Annotated in this window: 16 protein-coding genes; 13 read left to right on the top strand and 3 right to left on the bottom strand. The window is 37.1% G+C overall.

Features of this window, described 5'->3' with window-relative positions; genetic code table 11:
• The first annotated feature begins 2 nt into the window (after positions 1–2).
• The 5 genes from CIB29_RS01010 (at position 3) to CIB29_RS01030 (ending at position 6,109) form a co-directional block, all read left to right on the top strand.
• A complete protein-coding gene (locus tag CIB29_RS01010) occupies positions 3–1,037 on the top strand; it encodes a LacI family DNA-binding transcriptional regulator (protein WP_094545891.1) in 1,035 nt (344 codons plus the stop codon).
• 44 nt (positions 1,038–1,081) lie between these two features.
• On the top strand, positions 1,082–2,881 hold the full coding sequence (locus CIB29_RS01015) for a glycoside hydrolase family 13 protein (RefSeq protein WP_094545893.1): 1,800 nt from the start codon (positions 1,082–1,084) through the stop codon (positions 2,879–2,881).
• A 32-nt stretch (positions 2,882–2,913) separates the two neighbouring features.
• On the top strand, positions 2,914–4,236 hold the full coding sequence (locus CIB29_RS01020; RefSeq protein ID WP_094545895.1) for an extracellular solute-binding protein: 1,323 nt from the start codon (positions 2,914–2,916) through the stop codon (positions 4,234–4,236).
• Positions 4,237–4,321: 85 nt separating this feature from the next.
• On the top strand, positions 4,322–5,257 hold the full coding sequence (locus CIB29_RS01025) for a carbohydrate ABC transporter permease (protein WP_242965014.1): 936 nt from the start codon (positions 4,322–4,324) through the stop codon (positions 5,255–5,257).
• A gap of 15 nt (positions 5,258–5,272) precedes the next feature.
• Positions 5,273–6,109 carry a carbohydrate ABC transporter permease gene (locus CIB29_RS01030; RefSeq protein ID WP_242965015.1) on the top strand — a complete coding sequence of 279 codons (837 nt, stop codon included), beginning with the start codon at positions 5,273–5,275 and terminating at the stop codon, positions 6,107–6,109.
• Between the two features lie 309 nt (positions 6,110–6,418).
• On the opposite strand, the gene CIB29_RS01035 is transcribed toward CIB29_RS01030, so the two are convergent.
• Both CIB29_RS01035 and CIB29_RS01040 read right to left on the bottom strand, forming a co-directional pair.
• Positions 6,419–6,784 carry a hypothetical protein gene (locus CIB29_RS01035; RefSeq protein ID WP_242965016.1) on the bottom strand — a complete coding sequence of 122 codons (366 nt, stop codon included), beginning with the start codon at positions 6,782–6,784 and terminating at the stop codon, positions 6,419–6,421.
• Between the two features lie 11 nt (positions 6,785–6,795).
• Positions 6,796–7,575 carry a hypothetical protein gene (locus CIB29_RS01040; protein WP_094545899.1) on the bottom strand — a complete coding sequence of 260 codons (780 nt, stop codon included), beginning with the start codon at positions 7,573–7,575 and terminating at the stop codon, positions 6,796–6,798.
• 342 nt (positions 7,576–7,917) lie between these two features.
• Between CIB29_RS01040 and CIB29_RS01045 the strand changes: the two genes are divergently transcribed.
• Positions 7,918–9,741, top strand: coding sequence for an alpha-amylase family glycosyl hydrolase (locus CIB29_RS01045; RefSeq protein WP_094545901.1), 1,824 nt, complete (start codon positions 7,918–7,920; stop codon positions 9,739–9,741).
• Between the two features lie 130 nt (positions 9,742–9,871).
• Here CIB29_RS01045 and CIB29_RS01050 read toward each other — a convergent pair whose 3' ends face one another.
• Complete coding sequence (locus CIB29_RS01050; protein WP_094545903.1) at positions 9,872–10,312, bottom strand: UPF0236 family transposase-like protein; 441 nt, start codon at positions 10,310–10,312, stop codon at positions 9,872–9,874.
• 21 nt (positions 10,313–10,333) lie between these two features.
• On the opposite strand from CIB29_RS01050, the gene CIB29_RS19620 reads away from it, so the two are divergent.
• The 7 genes from CIB29_RS19620 to CIB29_RS01085 all read left to right on the top strand — a co-directional run bounded on the left by CIB29_RS19620 (position 10,334) and on the right by CIB29_RS01085 (position 19,477).
• Entirely contained in the window at positions 10,334–10,489 is a 156-nt protein-coding gene (locus CIB29_RS19620) for a helix-turn-helix transcriptional regulator (RefSeq protein ID WP_094545905.1), read from the top strand.
• A gap of 134 nt (positions 10,490–10,623) precedes the next feature.
• Positions 10,624–12,045: an ABC transporter substrate-binding protein gene (locus CIB29_RS01060; protein ID WP_198543689.1), complete on the top strand. Its 1,422-nt coding sequence runs from the start codon at positions 10,624–10,626 to the stop codon at positions 12,043–12,045.
• Between the two features lie 193 nt (positions 12,046–12,238).
• Entirely contained in the window at positions 12,239–12,997 is a 759-nt protein-coding gene (locus tag CIB29_RS01065; RefSeq protein WP_242965017.1) for a carbohydrate ABC transporter permease, read from the top strand.
• On the top strand, positions 12,994–13,824 hold the full coding sequence (locus tag CIB29_RS01070) for a carbohydrate ABC transporter permease (RefSeq protein ID WP_094545910.1): 831 nt from the start codon (positions 12,994–12,996) through the stop codon (positions 13,822–13,824). Before CIB29_RS01065 ends, CIB29_RS01070 begins: the two co-directional genes overlap by 4 nt.
• A gap of 268 nt (positions 13,825–14,092) precedes the next feature.
• A complete protein-coding gene (locus CIB29_RS01075; RefSeq protein WP_198543690.1) occupies positions 14,093–16,231 on the top strand; it encodes a methyl-accepting chemotaxis protein in 2,139 nt (712 codons plus the stop codon).
• A 107-nt stretch (positions 16,232–16,338) separates the two neighbouring features.
• Positions 16,339–16,866 (top strand): nitroreductase family protein, encoded by a 528-nt coding sequence (locus tag CIB29_RS01080; protein ID WP_094545914.1) that lies wholly within the window; start codon positions 16,339–16,341, stop codon positions 16,864–16,866.
• Positions 16,867–17,302: 436 nt separating this feature from the next.
• Positions 17,303–19,477, top strand: a complete 2,175-nt coding sequence (locus CIB29_RS01085; protein WP_094545916.1) for a glycoside hydrolase family 3 C-terminal domain-containing protein — start codon at positions 17,303–17,305, stop codon at positions 19,475–19,477.
• Positions 19,478–19,510 lie beyond the last annotated feature (33 nt).

The following is a 19,510-nucleotide window of genomic DNA, read 5'->3' on the forward strand; positions in this document are numbered from 1 at the left end:
AAATGGCTGTAACAATAAAAGACGTAGCGAAAATGGCAGGAGTATCCACATCAACTGTATCAAGAGTTTTAAATAACAGTCCACTTATATCACCTGAAACTGTCATAAGAGTAAAAAAAGCAATGCAAGAATTAAATTACTTTCCTAATAGCATGGCCAGAAGTTTTGCAAATCAAAGCACTTATACTATTGCACTTATTGTTGATATAGACAATTCAAAAGCATTTGCCAACCCATTTTTTTATCAGGTACAGTATGGTATTGAAAAAGTTCTTTGTAAACGAGGCTATTATTTAATGATTGCTAATGAAAAAACAATGATTGATCGTGAAGCTGCTTTAAGTAAGTTTGTTTTCGAGAAAAGGGTTGACGGTATTATACTTCCGGCATCTTTATTAAAAAAAAGTTTTGTAAAAAAAATGGAGGAACAGAAATTTCCTTTCGTTGTTTTAGGAGAGCCTAATTTTCATTTTGATGTTAATTGGGTGGATATCGATAACCAAATGGCCGGAAAGGTCGCTGCAAATCATTTAATTGACAACGGATATAGAAAAATTGCATTTATTGCCGGTAGTTTTGAAGATAAATTTAATAGGCATAGATTAGATGGATATAAAAAAGCTCTTGAAGAACATAATATGGAGTTGAATGAAGAGCTGATAAGTGAAGGTGGATGCACGAAAGAAGATGGATATCGACTTATGAAAAATTTAATTGAAACTAAGGATTTTCTAGATGCAGTGATATTTACAAATAATATAGCTGCTTTTGGAGCACTAACAGCTATAAAGGAAAAAGGATATAAGATTCCTGAAGAATTTGGACTTGTTAGTTTTGACAATTATCCTGTTGCCGAATTTTCTGATCCTAAGATGACTACCGTAGATATTGATGTTGTTGATTTAGGCATGCAAGCTGCTACAATGCTTTTAAAGGAAATAGAAACGCCGTCTACAAGTAAGCAGCATAGCCTTCTATCTGTAGAGCTGGTGAGCAGAGGAACAAGCAAAAAATTAAGATTAAGAGGTAATAGCTAATTATTTCAAGGGTGACATGAAATTAAAATACTAATTAAAAAGGAATGGTAACAATGTTTTGGGAAGCTATTATTCATGAACAAACAAGAGATTATGTTTATCCAATAGAAAGGAATAAATTGGCGATAAGACTGAAAATAAAGAGAAAAGATGCAAAATCTTGTACCTTGATTTATTGGAACAGACATAAAAGAGAACGAACAGGAGAACAACATTCTGAAATGAAATGTTATGCCAGAGATAAAATGTTTGATTACTATGAAACAATTATAAATACAAAGGAGGTTACAAGGTATATTAAATATTTTTTTCAAATTAATGATGGCATTAATACATTTTTCCTAAATTATCATGGTATAAGCAGTTCGGTTCCTAAAGATGGCTTTTTTGAATACTTATATACTAATGAAAATGATGTTTTTAAAGTGCCTGATTGGGTAAAAGGCTCTATATTTTATCAAATTTTCCCTGAAAGGTTTTGCAACGGAGATAAAAATAATGATCCTAAAAGTACAGAACAATGGGGTAGTAAACCCACTAGAGAGAATTTTATGGGGGGGGATTTAAAAGGAATAATTCAAAAAATACATTATCTTAAAGATCTGGGTATAAACGCTTTATATCTTAATCCTATCTTTGAAGCCTCTGCTAACCATAAGTATGATACTATAAATTATTTTAAAATTGATCCGCATTTTGGAGACTTAAACGATTTTAAAACATTAATACATAAGTGTCATTCATATGGGATAAAGGTTATACTTGATGGTGTTTTTAATCACTGTGGATATTTTTCAGACCAATTCCAGGATGTAGTAAAAAATGGTCAAAATTCAAAATACAAGGATTGGTTTTATATTGAAAGTTTTCCGGTTGATAAAGAAAAATTAAACTATGAGTGCGTTGGCTATTATAAGTGGATGCCCAAGCTAAGGATGAGCAATCCGGAAGTTAGAAGTTTTATACTTAAGATTGCAAAGTACTGGATTGAAGAAGGAAATATTGATGGATGGCGTCTGGATGTAGCCGATGAAATTGATTTTACATTCTGGCAGGAGTTCAGAAAACTGGTTAAGTCTATAAAGCCTGAATGCTTTATTTTAGCTGAGACATGGAAGGAAAATAGAGATATGCTCCGTGGAGATCAGATGGATTCAGTAATGAATTATCTTTTTAGAGATGCAGTAGTTGACTTCTTTGCAAAAAAATGTATTAATAGTTTAGAGTTTGATTCAAGGATTAACAAATTTTTAGGCGTTTATCCTTCGTCTGTACATCATTCACTATTTAATCTTATTGGAAGCCATGATACAGAAAGGTTCCTGACACTTAGTAATGGTGATAGTAGGAGACTGAAGGCAGCTGCAGCATTTCAATTATGTTTCCCGGGTATTTCTTCCATATATTATGGGGATGAAGTAGGGTTGGATGGAGAAAATGACCCTGATTGCAGGAAGGCAATGGAATGGGATGAAAAGAAACAAGATCAAAAACTTCTGGAATGGTATAAGAAACTTATAAGGATTAGAAAATCAAAGTCCGCATTAAAGTTAGGAATTTTCAAATGTAATTACTGCAACTCAGAAGATAACGTGTATGCATTTTTCAGGGAAATAAATAATGAAAGAGTCTATATTGTCATAAATAATGCTGATTCAACTATTCAAGTCATACTTCCAGTCAAAGAGCAAAGTTGTGGTTTTCTAACAGATGAAATTTCAGGAAAAATTTATAGAATAGAACAGCTGGATAACAGCATTTATTACAATGACGATATCATTGATTATTCAGGTACTTTACATATTCAACTTAAGCCATATCAAGTATGTATTTTATGCAAGTAAAATATTAAAAATATAGAAATGGAGGGGTTTTTATGAAAAAACGTTTATTTAGAAAGATTATAGGTATTGCTTTAATTTTTGTAATGATGGTGTCTATGGCTGTGGGATGTAGCAATCAGGTGCCTAGTGAATCCAAAGATAAAAATTTAAAAAGTACGGAGAGCACTTCACAGGAAAAAGAAAAGGAAAAAGTAACAATTAGTTTTTGGCACCATTACAATGCACAATCTCCGGAAAACAAAACATTAAATGAAGTGATTATACCAGCGTTTGAGGAAAAATTTCCTCACATAAAAGTTAAAGCAGTTTCTCATGAATGGGCCCAGTTACATAAAAAAATATTGGTAAGTGCAAGTGCCAATCAACTACCCGATGTTGCAAGATCTGATATAGCATGGGTTCCGGAATTTCAGAAATTAAACATACTTGTGGCTTTAGATAAGGAAATGAAAGACTTTCAGAACGTAGCAAATAACATTTTAGAAGGTCCGATGAATACAGCAAAGGTTAAAGGAAATTATTATGGATTAGGATTAAATACCAATACCAAAATATTGTTTTACAATAAAGAAATGTTTGATAAAGCACAAGTAGCAGTTCCTAAAACAATGGATGAATTCTTTGAAGCAGCGAGGAAGCTTACAAAGGAAGAGAATGGACAAAAGATTTGGGGTTATGCAGAGCCGGCACTTTCAGGATGGAATATATGCCCATTTATATGGAGTAACGGAGGGGATATAACAGACCCTGAGTATAAAGTTGCTACTGGATACCTTAATAGTCCTGAAACCATAGAAATAATTCAAAAGCTCGCTGATCTTTATAAAGATGGCGCAATGATAGGATTTAACAAAGGTGACATTCCTCTTACAGACGGGTATGGACGAGGCAGATATGCTATGATTATTGAAGGGCCATGGAAATTTGCAGAATTAGCTGGTTCGTATCCTGACTTTAAGCCTGAAACCGCTCAGATGCCTGCTGGAAAAGGTGGTTCAGCGCAGGTTCTTGGAGGAGAAGATATTATCATGTTCAGTACTGCTAATAAAGAAGCTGCATGGGAATTTATGAAGTTTATGACTGGTGAATTTGCTCAAATAGAGATGGCTAAAGTTGGGCAAATTCCAGTAAACAAAACCGCTATTGAATCTGATGCTGTTAAGGGTATTAAAAACTTCGCTCCATTCCTTAAAGCAATAAAAACTGCTAAACCAAGACCGCCTGTATCAACTTGGCCGGAAATTGATAAAGAGTTAACAACTGCAGTAACATTAGCAATAACGGGAGAAAAGCCAGTTAAAGCTGCTCTTGATGATGCAGCTAAAAAAATTGATGAATTATTGAAAAAGCAGTAAAATTATGTAATTAGCGTAATGGTAAGTAACGTTACTTACCATTACGCTAATATTATAAAATTAATTAAAGTTTGGGGTGGAAGAAATGACTCAGGTAAAGCAAGGTACTATAGATATGTTTTTGCAAAACAAATTCAGATTTAACAAAATAAGTATTAAAGGATTACAAATATTTTTGCTTCTTTTACCCGGTTTAATAACTTTTGGTTTATTTACTATATATCCTATTGTAAAGTTGTTTGTAATGAGCTTTTTTGATTGGAAAATAGGGCTAAATCAGGCATCACCATTTGTAGGGATGGGTAATTATATAGAGGTATTTAAAGACCCTGTATTTAGAATTTCTATTACCAATACGCTTATGTATGCTATTATCACGGTTCCTAGCCAGATTGTTATAGGGCTATTAATTGCTGTTTTAATACATAATATTTCAAAATTTAAAGTTGGTTTTAGAGTTTTATATTACTTACCGGTAATAACATCATGGGTAATTGTTTCATTGGTATTTAGATATATTTTTAATAATGAAGGATTTTTAAATTACTTTTTAAAGGACATTATAAATATTGTAAGTGATAACATAAGATGGCTCGATAAGCCCATGACAGGTATGTTTGTAGCAGAGTTATTAGGGATTTGGAAAGGTATTGGATGGAATATGGTAGTATTCCTTGCTGCATTGCAATGCATACCAAAAGAGTTATATGAAGTTGCTGATATAGATGGATGCAATAGATTGAAAAAGTTTTTTTATATAACTCTTCCGTCTATAAAAAATACCATACTATTTGCGGTGGTTATGCTTAGTATTGGTGCGTTTAATGTATTTACGTCAATACAACTAATGACTGGCGGACAGCCTGCGCATCAAACGGAAGTGGTATTGACTTGGATGTATTATAAGGCATTTGAAGCTAGAGATTTTGGGTATGCTGCTGCACTATCATATATTGTTGCCTTAGTAATTGCAGTTATTACCATTATTCAATTTAAATTTTTTAAGAGATTTAATGATTAGATGGGGGGATTGCGAGTGGAAAAGCAAAATAGAGTTTACAGTTTGTTGATATATTTTATATTAACATTAGGAGTAATAATAACAACAACACCAATGCTATATATGTTAAGTACTTCTTTTAGACCTAATGGTGCATTATATGAATATCCCCCAAAATTAATACCCGATGTTTTTACACTGGAAAATTATAAATATGTTCTTTTTAAAGTAAACTTTTACAAAAACTTTTTAAACAGTCTGATTGTAGCGCTGTGTACAGTTTTATTAGCAGCTTTTGTTTCATCTACTCTTGCGTATTGTATAGCGAGGTTTGATTTTATAGGAAAAAAATTATTGTTCGGACTTATAATGACTACTATGATTATTCCAGGAATGACACTTATTATACCGCAATTTGAGCTTATTGTATGGTTAAAGCTTATTAATAAATTATTTGGACTAATTCCTGTATATGTATCCTGGGTGGTTCCGTTCTCAACATTTATGATAAAAGGATTTATTGAAGATATACCAAAGGATTTTGATGATGCAATTTATATTGATGGGGGAACAGTGTTTACCGTATATAATAAAATAATGTTGCCGCTTGCAAGCCCAGCGGTTGCAGCAGTAAGTATTTTTAACTTTTTGATTGCATGGGAGGAATATCCCTGGGCTTTAACAGTTATAAATGATGTTGAAAAAAGAACATTACCAATAGCTATTTCAGGATTTTTCGGACAACATAATTTTACTCAATGGGGTTATGTATTTGCAATGTCAGTTATATCGTTAATACCTGTTATTGTAATATTTATTGCCTGTCAAAAGTTTTTTGTAACAGGTTTATCTGCAGGAGCGATAAAGGGATAAGTAGTGTCTATCTATAGATGATTCTTAAAAACGTTCATAGCATATACTAGCGGAGATGTTAAAAAGATTCAAGATGAGGTTATTTTGGATTTATAGAGAAAAATATTATCATAATGAAAATTTGTTATGTGCGGATAACATATATCGACAATTTGGAGGAAATTATTAAGAATTTCAGGTTAAAACCCTTGAAATAAAAGGTGTTGTAGAGTATACAACTGCCTAATCAATTTTTTGAAGGTAATCGAAAAGCAGCTGGAAATTAAAGAAACAGAGAATTTTAACAGTAAAATATCCATTAATTTGAATTCAATATACTTGCCCCTTGAAAACCGCAAAGGCCTCAGAATCCCGAGGGACTTTAGGAAACATTCTTGGATCAAAATCAGGTTTGATGTAGACGACGTTGCCGTAATTGCTGTCCGAGCATTTACACTCCTTTGGGGGTTCCAAGCCTTTTGTCGCAAACCAGCAACGATATTTAACGCCTTTAGGTTCAACAAAGCCCCAGTTGACCATAGGGATTCCTCCATGACAAATGGGATGGCCATGGTCATCAAAGCAGAGGATATCCGGGTGGGGATAGTTGAATTTGGCTTTAGTCCTGGAATCCAGAGAGATAAAAGGTGCAATGCCGTAATGCTTTAAAAGCTCATAGATAGGATAGTTGTCCATGGCGCCATCCGCTACAAAGCTTTTAAAATTAAGATATGGATATAGTTTATGGATATCCTGGAGGGCGAAGACGGTGGTAATACTGTCATGGCGGCTTGCCTGAACCATCTTGATGTAAATGGGAAGGTCATAGGGGCTGTCTGAAGCGGTGACATTGAAAAGAGTATTGCCAAAGAACCACTGTTCGCGGTAACTATCCCATCCCCATTTTGCATCCGGGTCGGAGAACCTTCTGGGGCATTGGCAATTAAAGATTCCCTTTGAGCGGCAGTCGCAAACCTTAACACCATAGTGACTGGCGCCAGAATAAAAGGGTGAGCCGTCGAATTTGGCTTAAGCTTTTCGCCAGCCTTCAGTTTTAACCTTGGCTTGCTGGTAAACTTTTTGACTTTCTTTTTCCGATTCAGGTGAAGCTTACGGTCTGCTCTCCAAAATCGGATTAGGAAATCATAGTAGGAGGCAGCAGCCGGAGCTTTGACGACAAAACCGCAAATATCAAAAAGCAAAGGATCAGAGGCTACCTTTAAAGCCCAATTTGTGATAGAATAAACCTGTTGGTCAAGCATTAATACGAGTGAGCGTATTATACCTTGCTGATTTTTGGCGGGTCGGCCAGAATCAGGGTATAAAGGCTTGACTACGGGAAGCAGGTTATCCAGGTTGAGTAGATAGAGCTTTGAAATGCTTTTATCCAGTGCAACCAGCCTGCTTCTTTGCGTTTCATAATACAGGAGCATTTTCAGGCGAAGCTTTTCCTGGTAATTGCAATGTGGTGTCCAATCTCGTAACATAAAAAACCTCCAAAACAGAAGATATGGTAATAAATACCATCCACTTCCATTTTGGGGCGAACGTGTGTTTGTCAAGATAGATAAGAGCCATTTATGGGTATATATGGGAATATAACTGGAAATTTAGAAAAAATTTTTCATTAAAAAGTAGGGGTGAAGCAGAAATGCTGAACCTTGAAAATCTATAAAATTAAAGCTCTCTGAGTTTTCGAGAGCGTACTTTTTTGATAAAGGAGGGGATACCAATGGTTACTTAAGAATCAAGGGTAGACAATAGGTTGATCGGTTTTTAGTTTTTAATTTTTACTAAAAAACAAAAGATAAAAGAAAGGGGAACATAGAATGAAAAGATTTAGAAAATTATCTTTAATTGTTACATTTATTTTTATACTTACAGTAGTAAGTGGAAATTTCTCAATAGCAAATGCAGCAAGATTAGGATTCGATAATAATGATATAGTATATATGATATTAACTGACCGCTATCCTGATGGTGATCCTTCAAATAATGGTATATTAGGTCAAGAATATAGGCCGGGAGAGCTCAAATATCATCAAGGTGGAGACTGGCAGGGTATTATTGACAAGATACCATACATTAAAGATTTAGGAGTAACAGCAATATGGATTTCTCCTCCTTCAGAAAATGAGCTATTTAGTAGAGATGGTAGCGAATCAGGATACCATGGATATTTTACTCATGATTATTATAGTGCAGACCCTCATTTTGGAACTAAAGCTAAACTAAAAGAATTGGTAGATACTGCTCATGCAAATGGTATAAAGGTAATTCTTGATGTGGTACCAAATCATACAGCAGATTATTTAGATCCATATGCGACTGAGTACAGTTCAGCTGATTATCAACCAGCTTATCCATTTAATAATCCTAATTGGTATCATCATAATGGAGATATTCAGGACTGGAATGATCAATGGCAAGTGGAAAATTGTGATTTAGGTGGATTAGATGATATTGCTCAAGAAAATACGGCAGCAAGAAATGAAATCAAAAAGGTTTACAAAATGTGGGTTGATGATTTTGATATTGATGCTGTTCGTGTAGATGCAGCTCGTTCGATACCTAAAGACTTTTTACAAGAATTTGAATCTTATCTCGGGGTACCGTCATTTGGGGAAATATTTTACGGTGATGTTGATTATGTAAGTGATTATCAGAACTATGAATGGGGTGTTTTAGATTTTCCATTATTTTTCAAAGCTAGAGAAGTATTTGCCCATGATGCTAGTTTTTATGATGTAAAAAATATACTAGACCAAGATTATAAATATAAAGATCCTAATAAGCTAGTAACATTCCTTGATAATCATGATAGAGATCGTTTCTTATGCCTTGCAGATGATAATTATGCTAAGTTAAGATTGGGAATGACATTTTTATTTACCGTAAGAGGAATTCCAGATGTATATTACGGAACTGAGCAAGCATTTTATGGTGGTGGAAGACCAACAGAATGGCAAGGAATTGCTAATAAAGAAAATCGTGAAGTAATGAATGTATTTGACCAGAATAATATTATATATAAACATATCAAGCGACTTGCACAAATACGAAAAGATTATGAACCTTTAAGAAATGGTACACAACGTGAAATGTGGGTTGATGACAAAGTATTTTCATATTCACGTAGAAATGATACCACAGGGGATGAAGTAATAACCATACTCAACAATGATTGGAATATTGTAACAAGAACTATTCCATTAAGAACAGAAAGTTCTATTCCTGTAGGAACTATATTAACGAATCTTTTAGATACTTCACAAACAGTTGAGGTTACTTCTGGTGGAGTAACTGGAAAACAGATAACAGTAACTATTCCTAAGAATAATGCTATGATACTGGTTCCAGGAACACCTGCAAGTTATATTCCTTCAGCGCCTACAGTAACTACAATAAGAGTACATTATGATGTTGGCTGGGGTAACACAATGTATTTAAGAGGAGATACTTATCCATTATGGTGGGATCAAGGAAGAAAAATGAGAAATGTTGCGCCGGATATTTGGGAATTTGAGATAGAACGTATTCCAGCAGGTACTACTTTTGAATTTAAGCCTCTTATAAATGATACTACATGGTCATCAGGGAATAACTTCATAGGAGTAGGTGGTGAAACCATAGACATATATCCGACTTTCTAATTTTTCTATTAGCATAGCTTATTAACTCTGAACCATGAAAATGATAATAAACGTGTGGCGAGGGAGTAGTATCCCGTAAGGAAAAACAAAATAGCTGATGTAATAAAAAAGAAAAGCAGGAAGAGCAGGATTATTCCTGCTCTTCTTTATATGGAAATATTTTTATCAATAATCTAATGTTTGTGTCAAGTAGAAGTTTGCAATTTTTTATCCCTTCCGGAGGTTCCGGCAGCTCAAGGTTGTCCCTCTCATGGTACAGTATTAATCCATCAAGATTGCTTTTTAGGCATTCTTCAAGATTTTGAAGCTTTTCTACCTTATCGCACTCTCCTCCACACTCATATTTGAGTTCTTCTATACGCGCTAAAGCTTTTTGTACATTTCCGGATTTAATCAGTCGTGCTATCTTTTTTGCTTCTTTCTTATCGTATACCTGCCACAGAATTGCCTTGAATATATGAAACCTGTCCAGTTGGCAGTGTTTTTCAGCTGTATTTGTACATTCACTAATCCATTTTGCTCCGTCACCGTTTAATACTCTTACCTTAATTCGGAGCCGCTTTCGCTTCAATCGGTCTGTTCAGTATTCGGCATATCCCAGACCTATTTGAGCAGGCTGTTCCGCAAATATAAAAATATGTCCTTTAACGAGTACCTGACAGCCATAAGGATCGAGGTATTAGGACTTCTTGGCGCAGTGAGATATGCAGGCGCACTGTTTGAGCGAAGCGAGTTTGCGCCTGCCTGACACAAGCCTTGGAAGTCCTATGCCTCGAATCTCTGCGGGTGAAACAATGCACCTTTATACAGTGGCTGTGCGGTGATTGTGTTGGATTTTACATCAAAATGTACTGTTTACTCTATGTATTATTACAGCTAACAATGGTACAATCGTATCGTAGTTCTAATAAAACAATTTATAAGGAGGATGCATGTATGAGTAAAACAAGAAAGAAAATTAAAAAAATGGTTGCGCTGATATCCTGTGTCGCAATGCTTATAGCGGTATTTCCAGGCTGCGCAAACCAGAAAACGGCAGCACCGGACAAAAACGCCCCGGCACAGTCGGACGGTACGCAAAACCAGACCCCGGCTGCTCCCGATAAGAAGGTTACCCTTACATTACTGATTGGTAATCAAACCACACTGGATGGCCTGAAGGGTGTAATGGAAGCCATTGAAAAAAAGTACAACATTGCAACCGAGATTGAGCTTCGGCCGGGCGGTGCGGAGGGGGATAACGTTGTAAAGACCCGCCTTGCCACCGGCGATATGGCCGACCTGTGCTTTTACAACTCGGGTTCGCTCTTCCAAGTCCTAAATCCCGAGCAAAACTTCGTTGATCTTACAAACGAGCCGTTTATGAGCAACGTATTAGATTTCTTTAAATCTACCGTCAGCGCAAACGAGAAAGTATACGGAATCCCTGCCAACACTGTTATGAGTGGAGGATGGTTATATAATAAAAAGGTGTATGCCGAGTTAGGACTTTCGGTTCCCAAGACATGGGATGAACTCTTGGCCAACTGCGAAAAGATTAAGGGTGCCGGTAAAACTGCGGTAATTGGGTCATACAAGGATGACTGGACCTCACAGCTTATCCTGCTTGCCGATTATTTTAATGTGCAGGCGCAGGTTCCCAACTTTGCTGCGGACTATACTGCCAACAAGGCCAAATTTGCCACTACCCCCGCCGCCCTCCGTGGCTTTGAAAAACTGTATGAGATCAATAAGAAGGGTTACATGAACAAGGATTTTCTTGCCACCACCTATGATGCTGCTCTAAAAATGCTGGCTGAAGGTACCGGGGTGCATTATCCGATGCTTTCCACCAGTGTTAGTAATATAGAGGCTAATTTCCCTGATAAGGTAAATGATATCGGTTTTTTTGCACAACCCGGCGACAGTGCGGATAAAAACGGACTTACTGTATGGACGCCCGAAGGTATTTATATAAGCAAGAACAGCAAAAACATTGAAGCTGCTAAAAAGTGGGCAGAATTCTTTGTTTCCCAGGAGGGTATTGCTGCCTATGTATCAAAGCAAAAACCTGGAGGACCGTTTGCTATAAAGGGGGCAACACTTCCCGACGATGTCTTCCCTGCCGTTAAGGATGTGATCCAATACTTTGATGCAGGCAATACTGCTCCTGCGCTTGAATTCCTTTCACCCATCAAGGGTCCGAACCTGCCGCAGATTTGCGTTGAGGTTGGCAGCGGCCTTAAGGCGCCGTCAGTGGCTGCTCAGGAGTATGACAGGGATGTTGAGAAGCAGGCCAAGCAGCTTGGCTTTCCCGGCTGGTAAGCCGATAATCTTAGTTGATTTTGAATGAATAATGCATGGCCCTGCAATTTTCATGTAGGGCCAATTTTCTAAAGGAGAGATGACTATGACCCAAATATCAAAAAAAATGTACTCGTATGCTTTTCTTTTACCTGCCGGCATCATTTATTGCGGATTGTTTTTGCTGCCAACCGTGATGTCGTTCTTTTTCAGCATGACAAGGTGGACACTTACCGATTGGCAGTTTATAGGATTTGAAAACTATATCACTTTTTTATCGGAGCCATCGTTGAATATCGGTTTTAGGAACACAATTATTTACGCTGTGCTGACCTGCGGCTTGAAAGTGATATTTGGGTTCCTGCTTGGTACATTCCTTTGTACAAATATCAAGACAAAAGATTACCTCCGCTCGGTGGTTTTTTTTCCAAATCTTTTGAGTACCATAGCAGTTGGGGTTGCCTTCGGCAGCATGATGCACCCGTCTCAGGGACTTATTAACAAGGCTCTTGCCGCAGTTGGAATTATAGGGCCGGACTGGCTGGGCAACACCAAACTTGCCCTTTTATCGGTTATTTTTGTAGACGTTTGGAAGGGCGTAGGCGTGGCTACCGTCATCTTCATAGCCGGGATCATGTCAATTCCCCAGCAGTATTATGAGGCGCTTATGATCGATGGGGGCGGCTCTTTTGAAAAGTTTTGGCATATCACTCTGCCTCTTAGCCGTCCGGCCATGAATTCGGTCATCATCCTGGCATTGATTGGCGGTTTGCGTTCCTTCGACCTGATATGGACAATGACAAAGGGAGGACCGGGTTTCACCACCGACCTCATTGCTTCGATTATTTACAAACAGTATGCTGCGGGATTTTATGGCCTCTCAACGGCAGGTAATGTCATATTGTTCATAATAGTGTCGATTATAGCCTTCCCATTATATAGATTTCTTACCAAAAGCGAGGTGGATTTATGAGCAGGGGTGTAAAAAAGTTTGTAGTGGAGGCCGTTGCTGTCCTGCTGTCCATATTGATCTTCTGGGTGCCATTTTACTTCGTCATTTTAAACTCTTTCAAAACCAAAGCAGAAGCAGCCGAAATGAGCATTGTCTGGCCTAAAACCTTTCAGATTATTGAAAACTATACATCGGTATTAACGGCTGAAAATGGAATAGTAATTCGTGCTTTCTACAACAGCACAATAATTACTGTTTTGTCTATTGTAGTACTAATAATAGTTTGCTCAATGGCAGGGTTTGTCATGCAGCGGAGGACAGACAAAGCTTCAACGCTGATCAATTTCATTGTCCTTGCAGGGCTGATGATTCCGCCTTCAATAGTACCCACCATATGGGTTCTTAATAGGATGGGGCTTTTTAAAACCTTAATGGGATTAATACTGGTTGAGGTTGCATTGGCATTTCCGTTTTCATCCATACTTTATAAAGGTTTTATGGTGTCCATACCGCGTGAAATCGACGAGAGCGCTGTTGTGGACGGGTGTAGCGGATTTAGAATGTTTTTTCAGATTATTTTCCCGCTTTTAAAGCCTGTTACGTCTACAATTATAGTTTTATCGGCAGTAACTATTTTTAATGATTTTGCCAATCCGCTGTACTTTCTTCCCGGTGCAAAAAATGCAACGGTACAGCTCACTCTTTATAATTTTATGAGCAGGTATATAACTTCCTGGAATTTGCTTTTTGCCGACGTTGTACTTATATCCATTCCGCCGCTGATACTGTTTATCTTCTTCAACAAGAAGATCGTAGCCGGAATGACGGCAGGGGCTGTAAAGGCATAAAGCCGGCTTACGTTTGAAAATGGCAATGAGAAAGAAATGGATTGGATGTCCTTTCTATCCTTGCTTTCCCTCAGCAGACCCAACCTCCAAACGGATAAAAAAATCGGAATAATTTCAACCATTACAGGAATTTATTGTATTCATTTACCAAGACTTTTGCCCTATAATATGCTTTATGAAAAAAGGGGCGAGGAATACAGGAATGGATAGCGAGAGTATATGTAGATACAATAACTCAACGTTATTTTAAAAAATGGAGGTTGGTATAATGTATATGAAGCATGGAAATGATGCTAAAAAGCTGAGTGGAGTGTACATCCATGAGAAAATAAAAAGTCTAAACGGCTTTTTTAAAAATATTCTTTCGTTCTTTGCACAATCAAGGATTTTGAGAAATACAAAAATCCAAACCAGGCTGATTATTTCGTTTATATTACTATCCTTTATTCCTTTAGCCTTAATAAGTATAATTAGTTATAAAAAATCCAGTGATGCTATTCAGTCTAAAATCAAGACATATTCAGTTGAAGTAATGAATGGCGTTAGTAAAAACTTAAGTGCAGAATTGAAACAAATAGAAAAAATATGTGAGGAAATATCATCATCTCAAGAAGTTCAGACAGGTTTGCCAAACTATTTAAGTATGGAAAAGAGTGAACAGTTCAAAGTGTATTATAGTATACATAATAAAACTAACCAAAAAATGACCCACGAGAGATTCATAACAAGTATCAATATCTTTATTAATAAAGATACTATATTTGGAATAGGTAACAATAACTTTGAAACTAATCAATTCGATAAAATTCTTGAAATTCATAAGGATGATAACTCCAATTATAACTATGGCATTATTAATGATTTGTTTGGCAATTTCCTGATTTCAATTAGCAAGAAGGTAAAATCCAATATTACGGGTGATAAACTCGGTATAATCGTTGTAACAGTAAAAGAGGACTACATTTCTAACATTTATAAAAGTATTAATGTCGGGGATAATGCTGACATATTTATTATTGACACAAAAGGGTCAATCATTTCGAGCAGGAACCCGGGTAAAATACCAGTTAATAAAGAATTTGCTGAAAAGTCGTTAATCCAGGAAATTAATAAAAATAGCCAGCAAAAGAAATACGCTTTTCCTTTCAATATAAATGGGGAACAATTCCTGGTAGCTTATAGCGGCATAGAAAACACGGACTGGTATGTTGTAAGTACAATACCCTACAGCTACCTTCAAACTGAATCAAAAAGCCTTAGAAGTACTATAATATTTATTGGAGTAATATGCCTCATTTTTGCAGTATTTGTCTCTTTTATCATCGCCCTTAGTATTTCAACACCTCTAAATAAAATGGTTTATCTTATGGAAGAGGCCGAAAAAGGAAACCTAAGTATAGAGATTGTTGATGATAGGCATGATGAGGTGGCTAAGATATCAAGTAGTTTCAATGAAATGATTGCAAGTATAAGAGTGCTTGCAAAGCAGGTGAACATATCTGCTCACAATGTTTTATCAAGAGCTGAGAATATTAAGGCTTCATCTGAACAGACATATTCCGCCTCAGAACAAATAGCTGTGACAATGCAGCAAATTGCAAAAGGCGCTTTGGAACAAGCAAATGAAGCAGCTGAAAGTGCATCTAATATGAACAATTTATCCGAAAAGATTAATTTAGTTGGAAACGAAATGAGTAATGTATCAAAGAGGGTTGGGGCTGCCAGGAAACTTAGTGAAAATGCATTAGAGACAGTAAAATCTCTTAATGATAAAGCTTTGTTGACAAAATCAGTATCACAAAAAATCATTAAAGATATTAAAGATCTTAATGCAGATATGAAACAAATAAAAAGTATAATTAACGTTATTGTTGGGATATCTGAACAAACAAATCTTCTTTCATTAAATGCTTCGATAGAAGCTGCAAGGGCAGGTCAGGCCGGGCGTGGTTTTGCAATAGTTGCAGATGAAGTAAAAAAGTTAGCTGAACAATCTAAAGAAGCTACTGTAACAATAAGTAATATTATTGCAGATATCCAGAAAAAGACCGAAGGAATTGCAAGTATTGCTAATGATGCAGGTACTATTATAGAACAACAAACAGATGCAGTGAATGAAACTGATAGTGCATTTAAAACAATCTTCAATGAGATGGGGCAAATTTCCAAACGTTTTGATGATATGACCAATTCAATAAGAGAAATACTGCTATCAAAAGATAAGACGCTAGAATCGATTGAACAAATTTCTGCAGTTTCTCAGCAAGCGGCTGCTGCAATAGAAGAGGTTTCTGCAAGCACCGAGGAACAAATGGCCAGCTCGGAAGAGCTTTCCAACCTTTCAAGAAATTTGAATCAAATGGCTTACGAGCTTACGGCAGCTGTTTCAAAATTTAAGATTGAATAACAACAATTGTTAAATATATTAACAATTGTTGGCTTAGCTTGACGCCTATGATTGGACATCTATATAATTATTTAGAGAAACATTAAAATGATTGGAGGTAAGAATAAATGTCATTTTTAGAATTAGCAAAAAGGAGATATTCTGTCCGCGATTACAAAGATACTCCTGTAGAGGAAGAGAAAATTTTACAAGTTCTTGAAGCAGGCAGAGTTGCGCCCTCTGCAGTTAATTACCAACCGCTATACTTTATCGTTGTACGGGATGAAGAATTAAGAAAGAAAATATTAACAACCTATCCGAGAAATTGGATTGCAAGTGCTCCGGTAATTATTGTGGTATGCGGCGACCATAGTAAAGCTTGGAGGCGGGCTGATGGCAAGGATCATTGTGATATTGATACAGCAATAGCAATCGATCATATGACATTAGCAGCGACAGACCTGGGGCTCGGTACCTGTTGGGTTTGTGCGTTCAATTCAATGCAGTGTCATAAAATATTAGGTTTGCCATCCCATATTGAAGTTATCGCACTCTTACCATTGGGTTATCCGGCTGACCAGGCAGACGTTGACCGGCATAGCACCAAAAGGAAGAAAATAGAGGAAATAGTGTATTGGGATGGGTTTTCTAAATAAAATATATGTTTTTAAATTTATTGTATTGGAAAGTGTGAGTCAGGGATAGTTCCCTGACTTATTTAATTTAACGAGTTGTGCTAGTCCGCCTATACGGAAAGAATATTGTGGAAAGGCTTAGAGCCTGTTAATGCAGCGAAGGAGAAGCCACATCACCTGTTTGAGCGACAGCGAGTTTGATGTGGCCCGGAGCAAATTTACAGGCTCTTAGCTTTGGAACTCTTTAATTCTTGGAGTATAGGTGGACTAGCACAACAGATTAATTTAAAGCAAAAAATGATTAAGTTACAGCAAAAAGTGAAATGAATTTATAGTCTATATTCATTAAAATGTATTTATAGAATTATTACATAATGTACATAAGTTTTTACACTTCTTACCGGTGCTTGCAGCTATCTAAAATAATTCACTAATAAAATTTAACTGGAGGGATTTTATGTGCGAAATACCTGCTTATAAAAATGAGGAGTTAAGTTTCGAAGAACGGGCAAAAGATTTGGTTTCAAGGATGACGCTGGAGGAAAAAGTTACACAAATGATTTATAACGCACCTGCAATTCCACGGCTCGGCATACCTTCATACAACTGGTGGAATGAAGCTTTACATGGAGTGGCAAGGGCAGGAGTTGCAACTATGTTTCCACAGGCCATAGGAATGGCGGCAACATTTGATGAGGATTTGGTTTACAAGGTTGCTGATGTCATTTCCACCGAAGGAAGGGCAAAATACCACGAATTTCAAAGGAAAGGCGACCATGGTATCTATAAGGGACTGACATTTTGGTCCCCAAATATAAACATTTTTAGAGATCCGAGGTGGGGAAGAGGCCATGAAACTTACGGAGAAGACCCTTATTTGACAGGAAGGCTGGGTGTCGCTTTTGTAAAAGGCATCCAGGGAAATGATGAAAAATACCTTAAAGCAGCTGCCTGTGCAAAGCATTATGCAGTCCACAGCGGTCCGGAAAGCGAAAGACATAGTTTTAATGCGATAGTATCACAAAAAGATTTGCGTGAAACATATCTTCCTGCATTTAAAGAGTGTGTAAAGGAGGCCAAGGTTGAAGCGGTGATGGGAGCTTATAACAGGACAAACGGTGAGCCCTGCTGCGGAAGTGAGACACTGCTTAAGAAAATCCTGAGAGAAGAGTGGGGATTTAAAGGTCATGTGACTTCAGACTGCTGGGCGATACGGGATTTTCACCTTCATCATATGGTGACAAAGACAGCTCCCGAGTCGGCGGCACTGGCACTGAATAGCGGCTGTGATGTAAACTGCGGAAATATGTTTCCTAATCTTCTGATTGCTTATAAGGAAGGATTGGTAAGTGAGGAAGCTATTGATAAAGCTGTAATAAGGTTATTTATTACAAGGATGAAGCTTGGTATGTTTGATAATCCTGAAAAGGTTCCTTATACAAGCATACCCTATGAAAAAAATGACTGCAAGGAGCATAGGGAATTTGCTTTGGAAGTATCCAAAAAATCAATGGTGCTGCTAAAGAACGAAAACAACCTGCTTCCACTGGACAGGAACAAAATAAAATCCATTGCAGTGATAGGGCCTAATGCCGATAGCAGGGAAGCATTAGCAGGTAACTATTGCGGTACAGCTTCCAGATATGTGACGGTACTTGAAGGAATACATGAAGCGGTAGCAGACGATACAAGGGTATATTATGCCCAAGGCTGTCATTTGTATAAGGATAAGGTTGAAGGGTTGGCCGACCCCAAAGACAGATTTGCAGAGGCTGTTTCTGCTGCCGAAAGGGCAGATGTCGTAGTGATGTGCCTGGGGCTTGATGCCAGCATTGAAGGAGAAGAAGGAGACGCTTCCAATGAATATTCAAGCGGCGATAAAAAAGATTTGAATCTTCCAGGTCTTCAACAGGAACTCCTTGAAGCTGTCCATAAAACAGGGAAACCTATTATTCTGGTGATCCTCTCAGGAAGTGCCCTTGCAGTTTCATGGGCAGATGAAAACATCCCTGCAATTATTCAAGCCTGGTATCCCGGTGCTGAAGGAGGAAAGGCAGTTGCCTCCTTGATTTTTGGAGAATACAGCCCTTCTGGAAGACTTCCGGTAACATTCTACAGGACAACCGAGGAACTTCCTGACTTCAGGGACTATTCCATGAAAAACAGGACCTATAGATATATGCAAAATGAAGCACTTTACCCATTTGGATATGGGTTAAGTTATACCAAGTTTGAATACGGTGAAATCAGACTTGATAAAGATAGGATAAATGTCAGTGAAGACATTGAATGCAGCGTAAAGGTTAAAAATATAGGCCAACGTGAGTCTGAAGAAACTGTACAGCTCTATTTGAAAGATGTTCAAGCCAGGGTTGAAGTCCCAAAATGGCAGTTGAGGGGAATCAAAAAAATACATTTGAACCCTGGAGAAGAAAAGGAAGTCACGTTTGCATTAACACCTCGGCAGATGGCATTGATAGATAATGAAGGAAAATGCATTCTTGAACCGGGCATATTTGAGATATATATTGGAGGCAGCCAGCCGGACGAAAGAAGCCAGAGGCTAACTGGGACAAAAGTCTCAAAAAGCACATTTGAAGTGATTGGTGATGTTGTCCAACTTGAATATTAGTTCTTATTGCCCCCGGGTCAATTTTTATATATA

Origin of the sequence: Petroclostridium xylanilyticum, from assembly GCF_002252565.1 — a bacterium.
GTDB classification, from domain to species: Bacteria; Bacillota; Clostridia; order SK-Y3; family SK-Y3; genus Petroclostridium; species Petroclostridium xylanilyticum.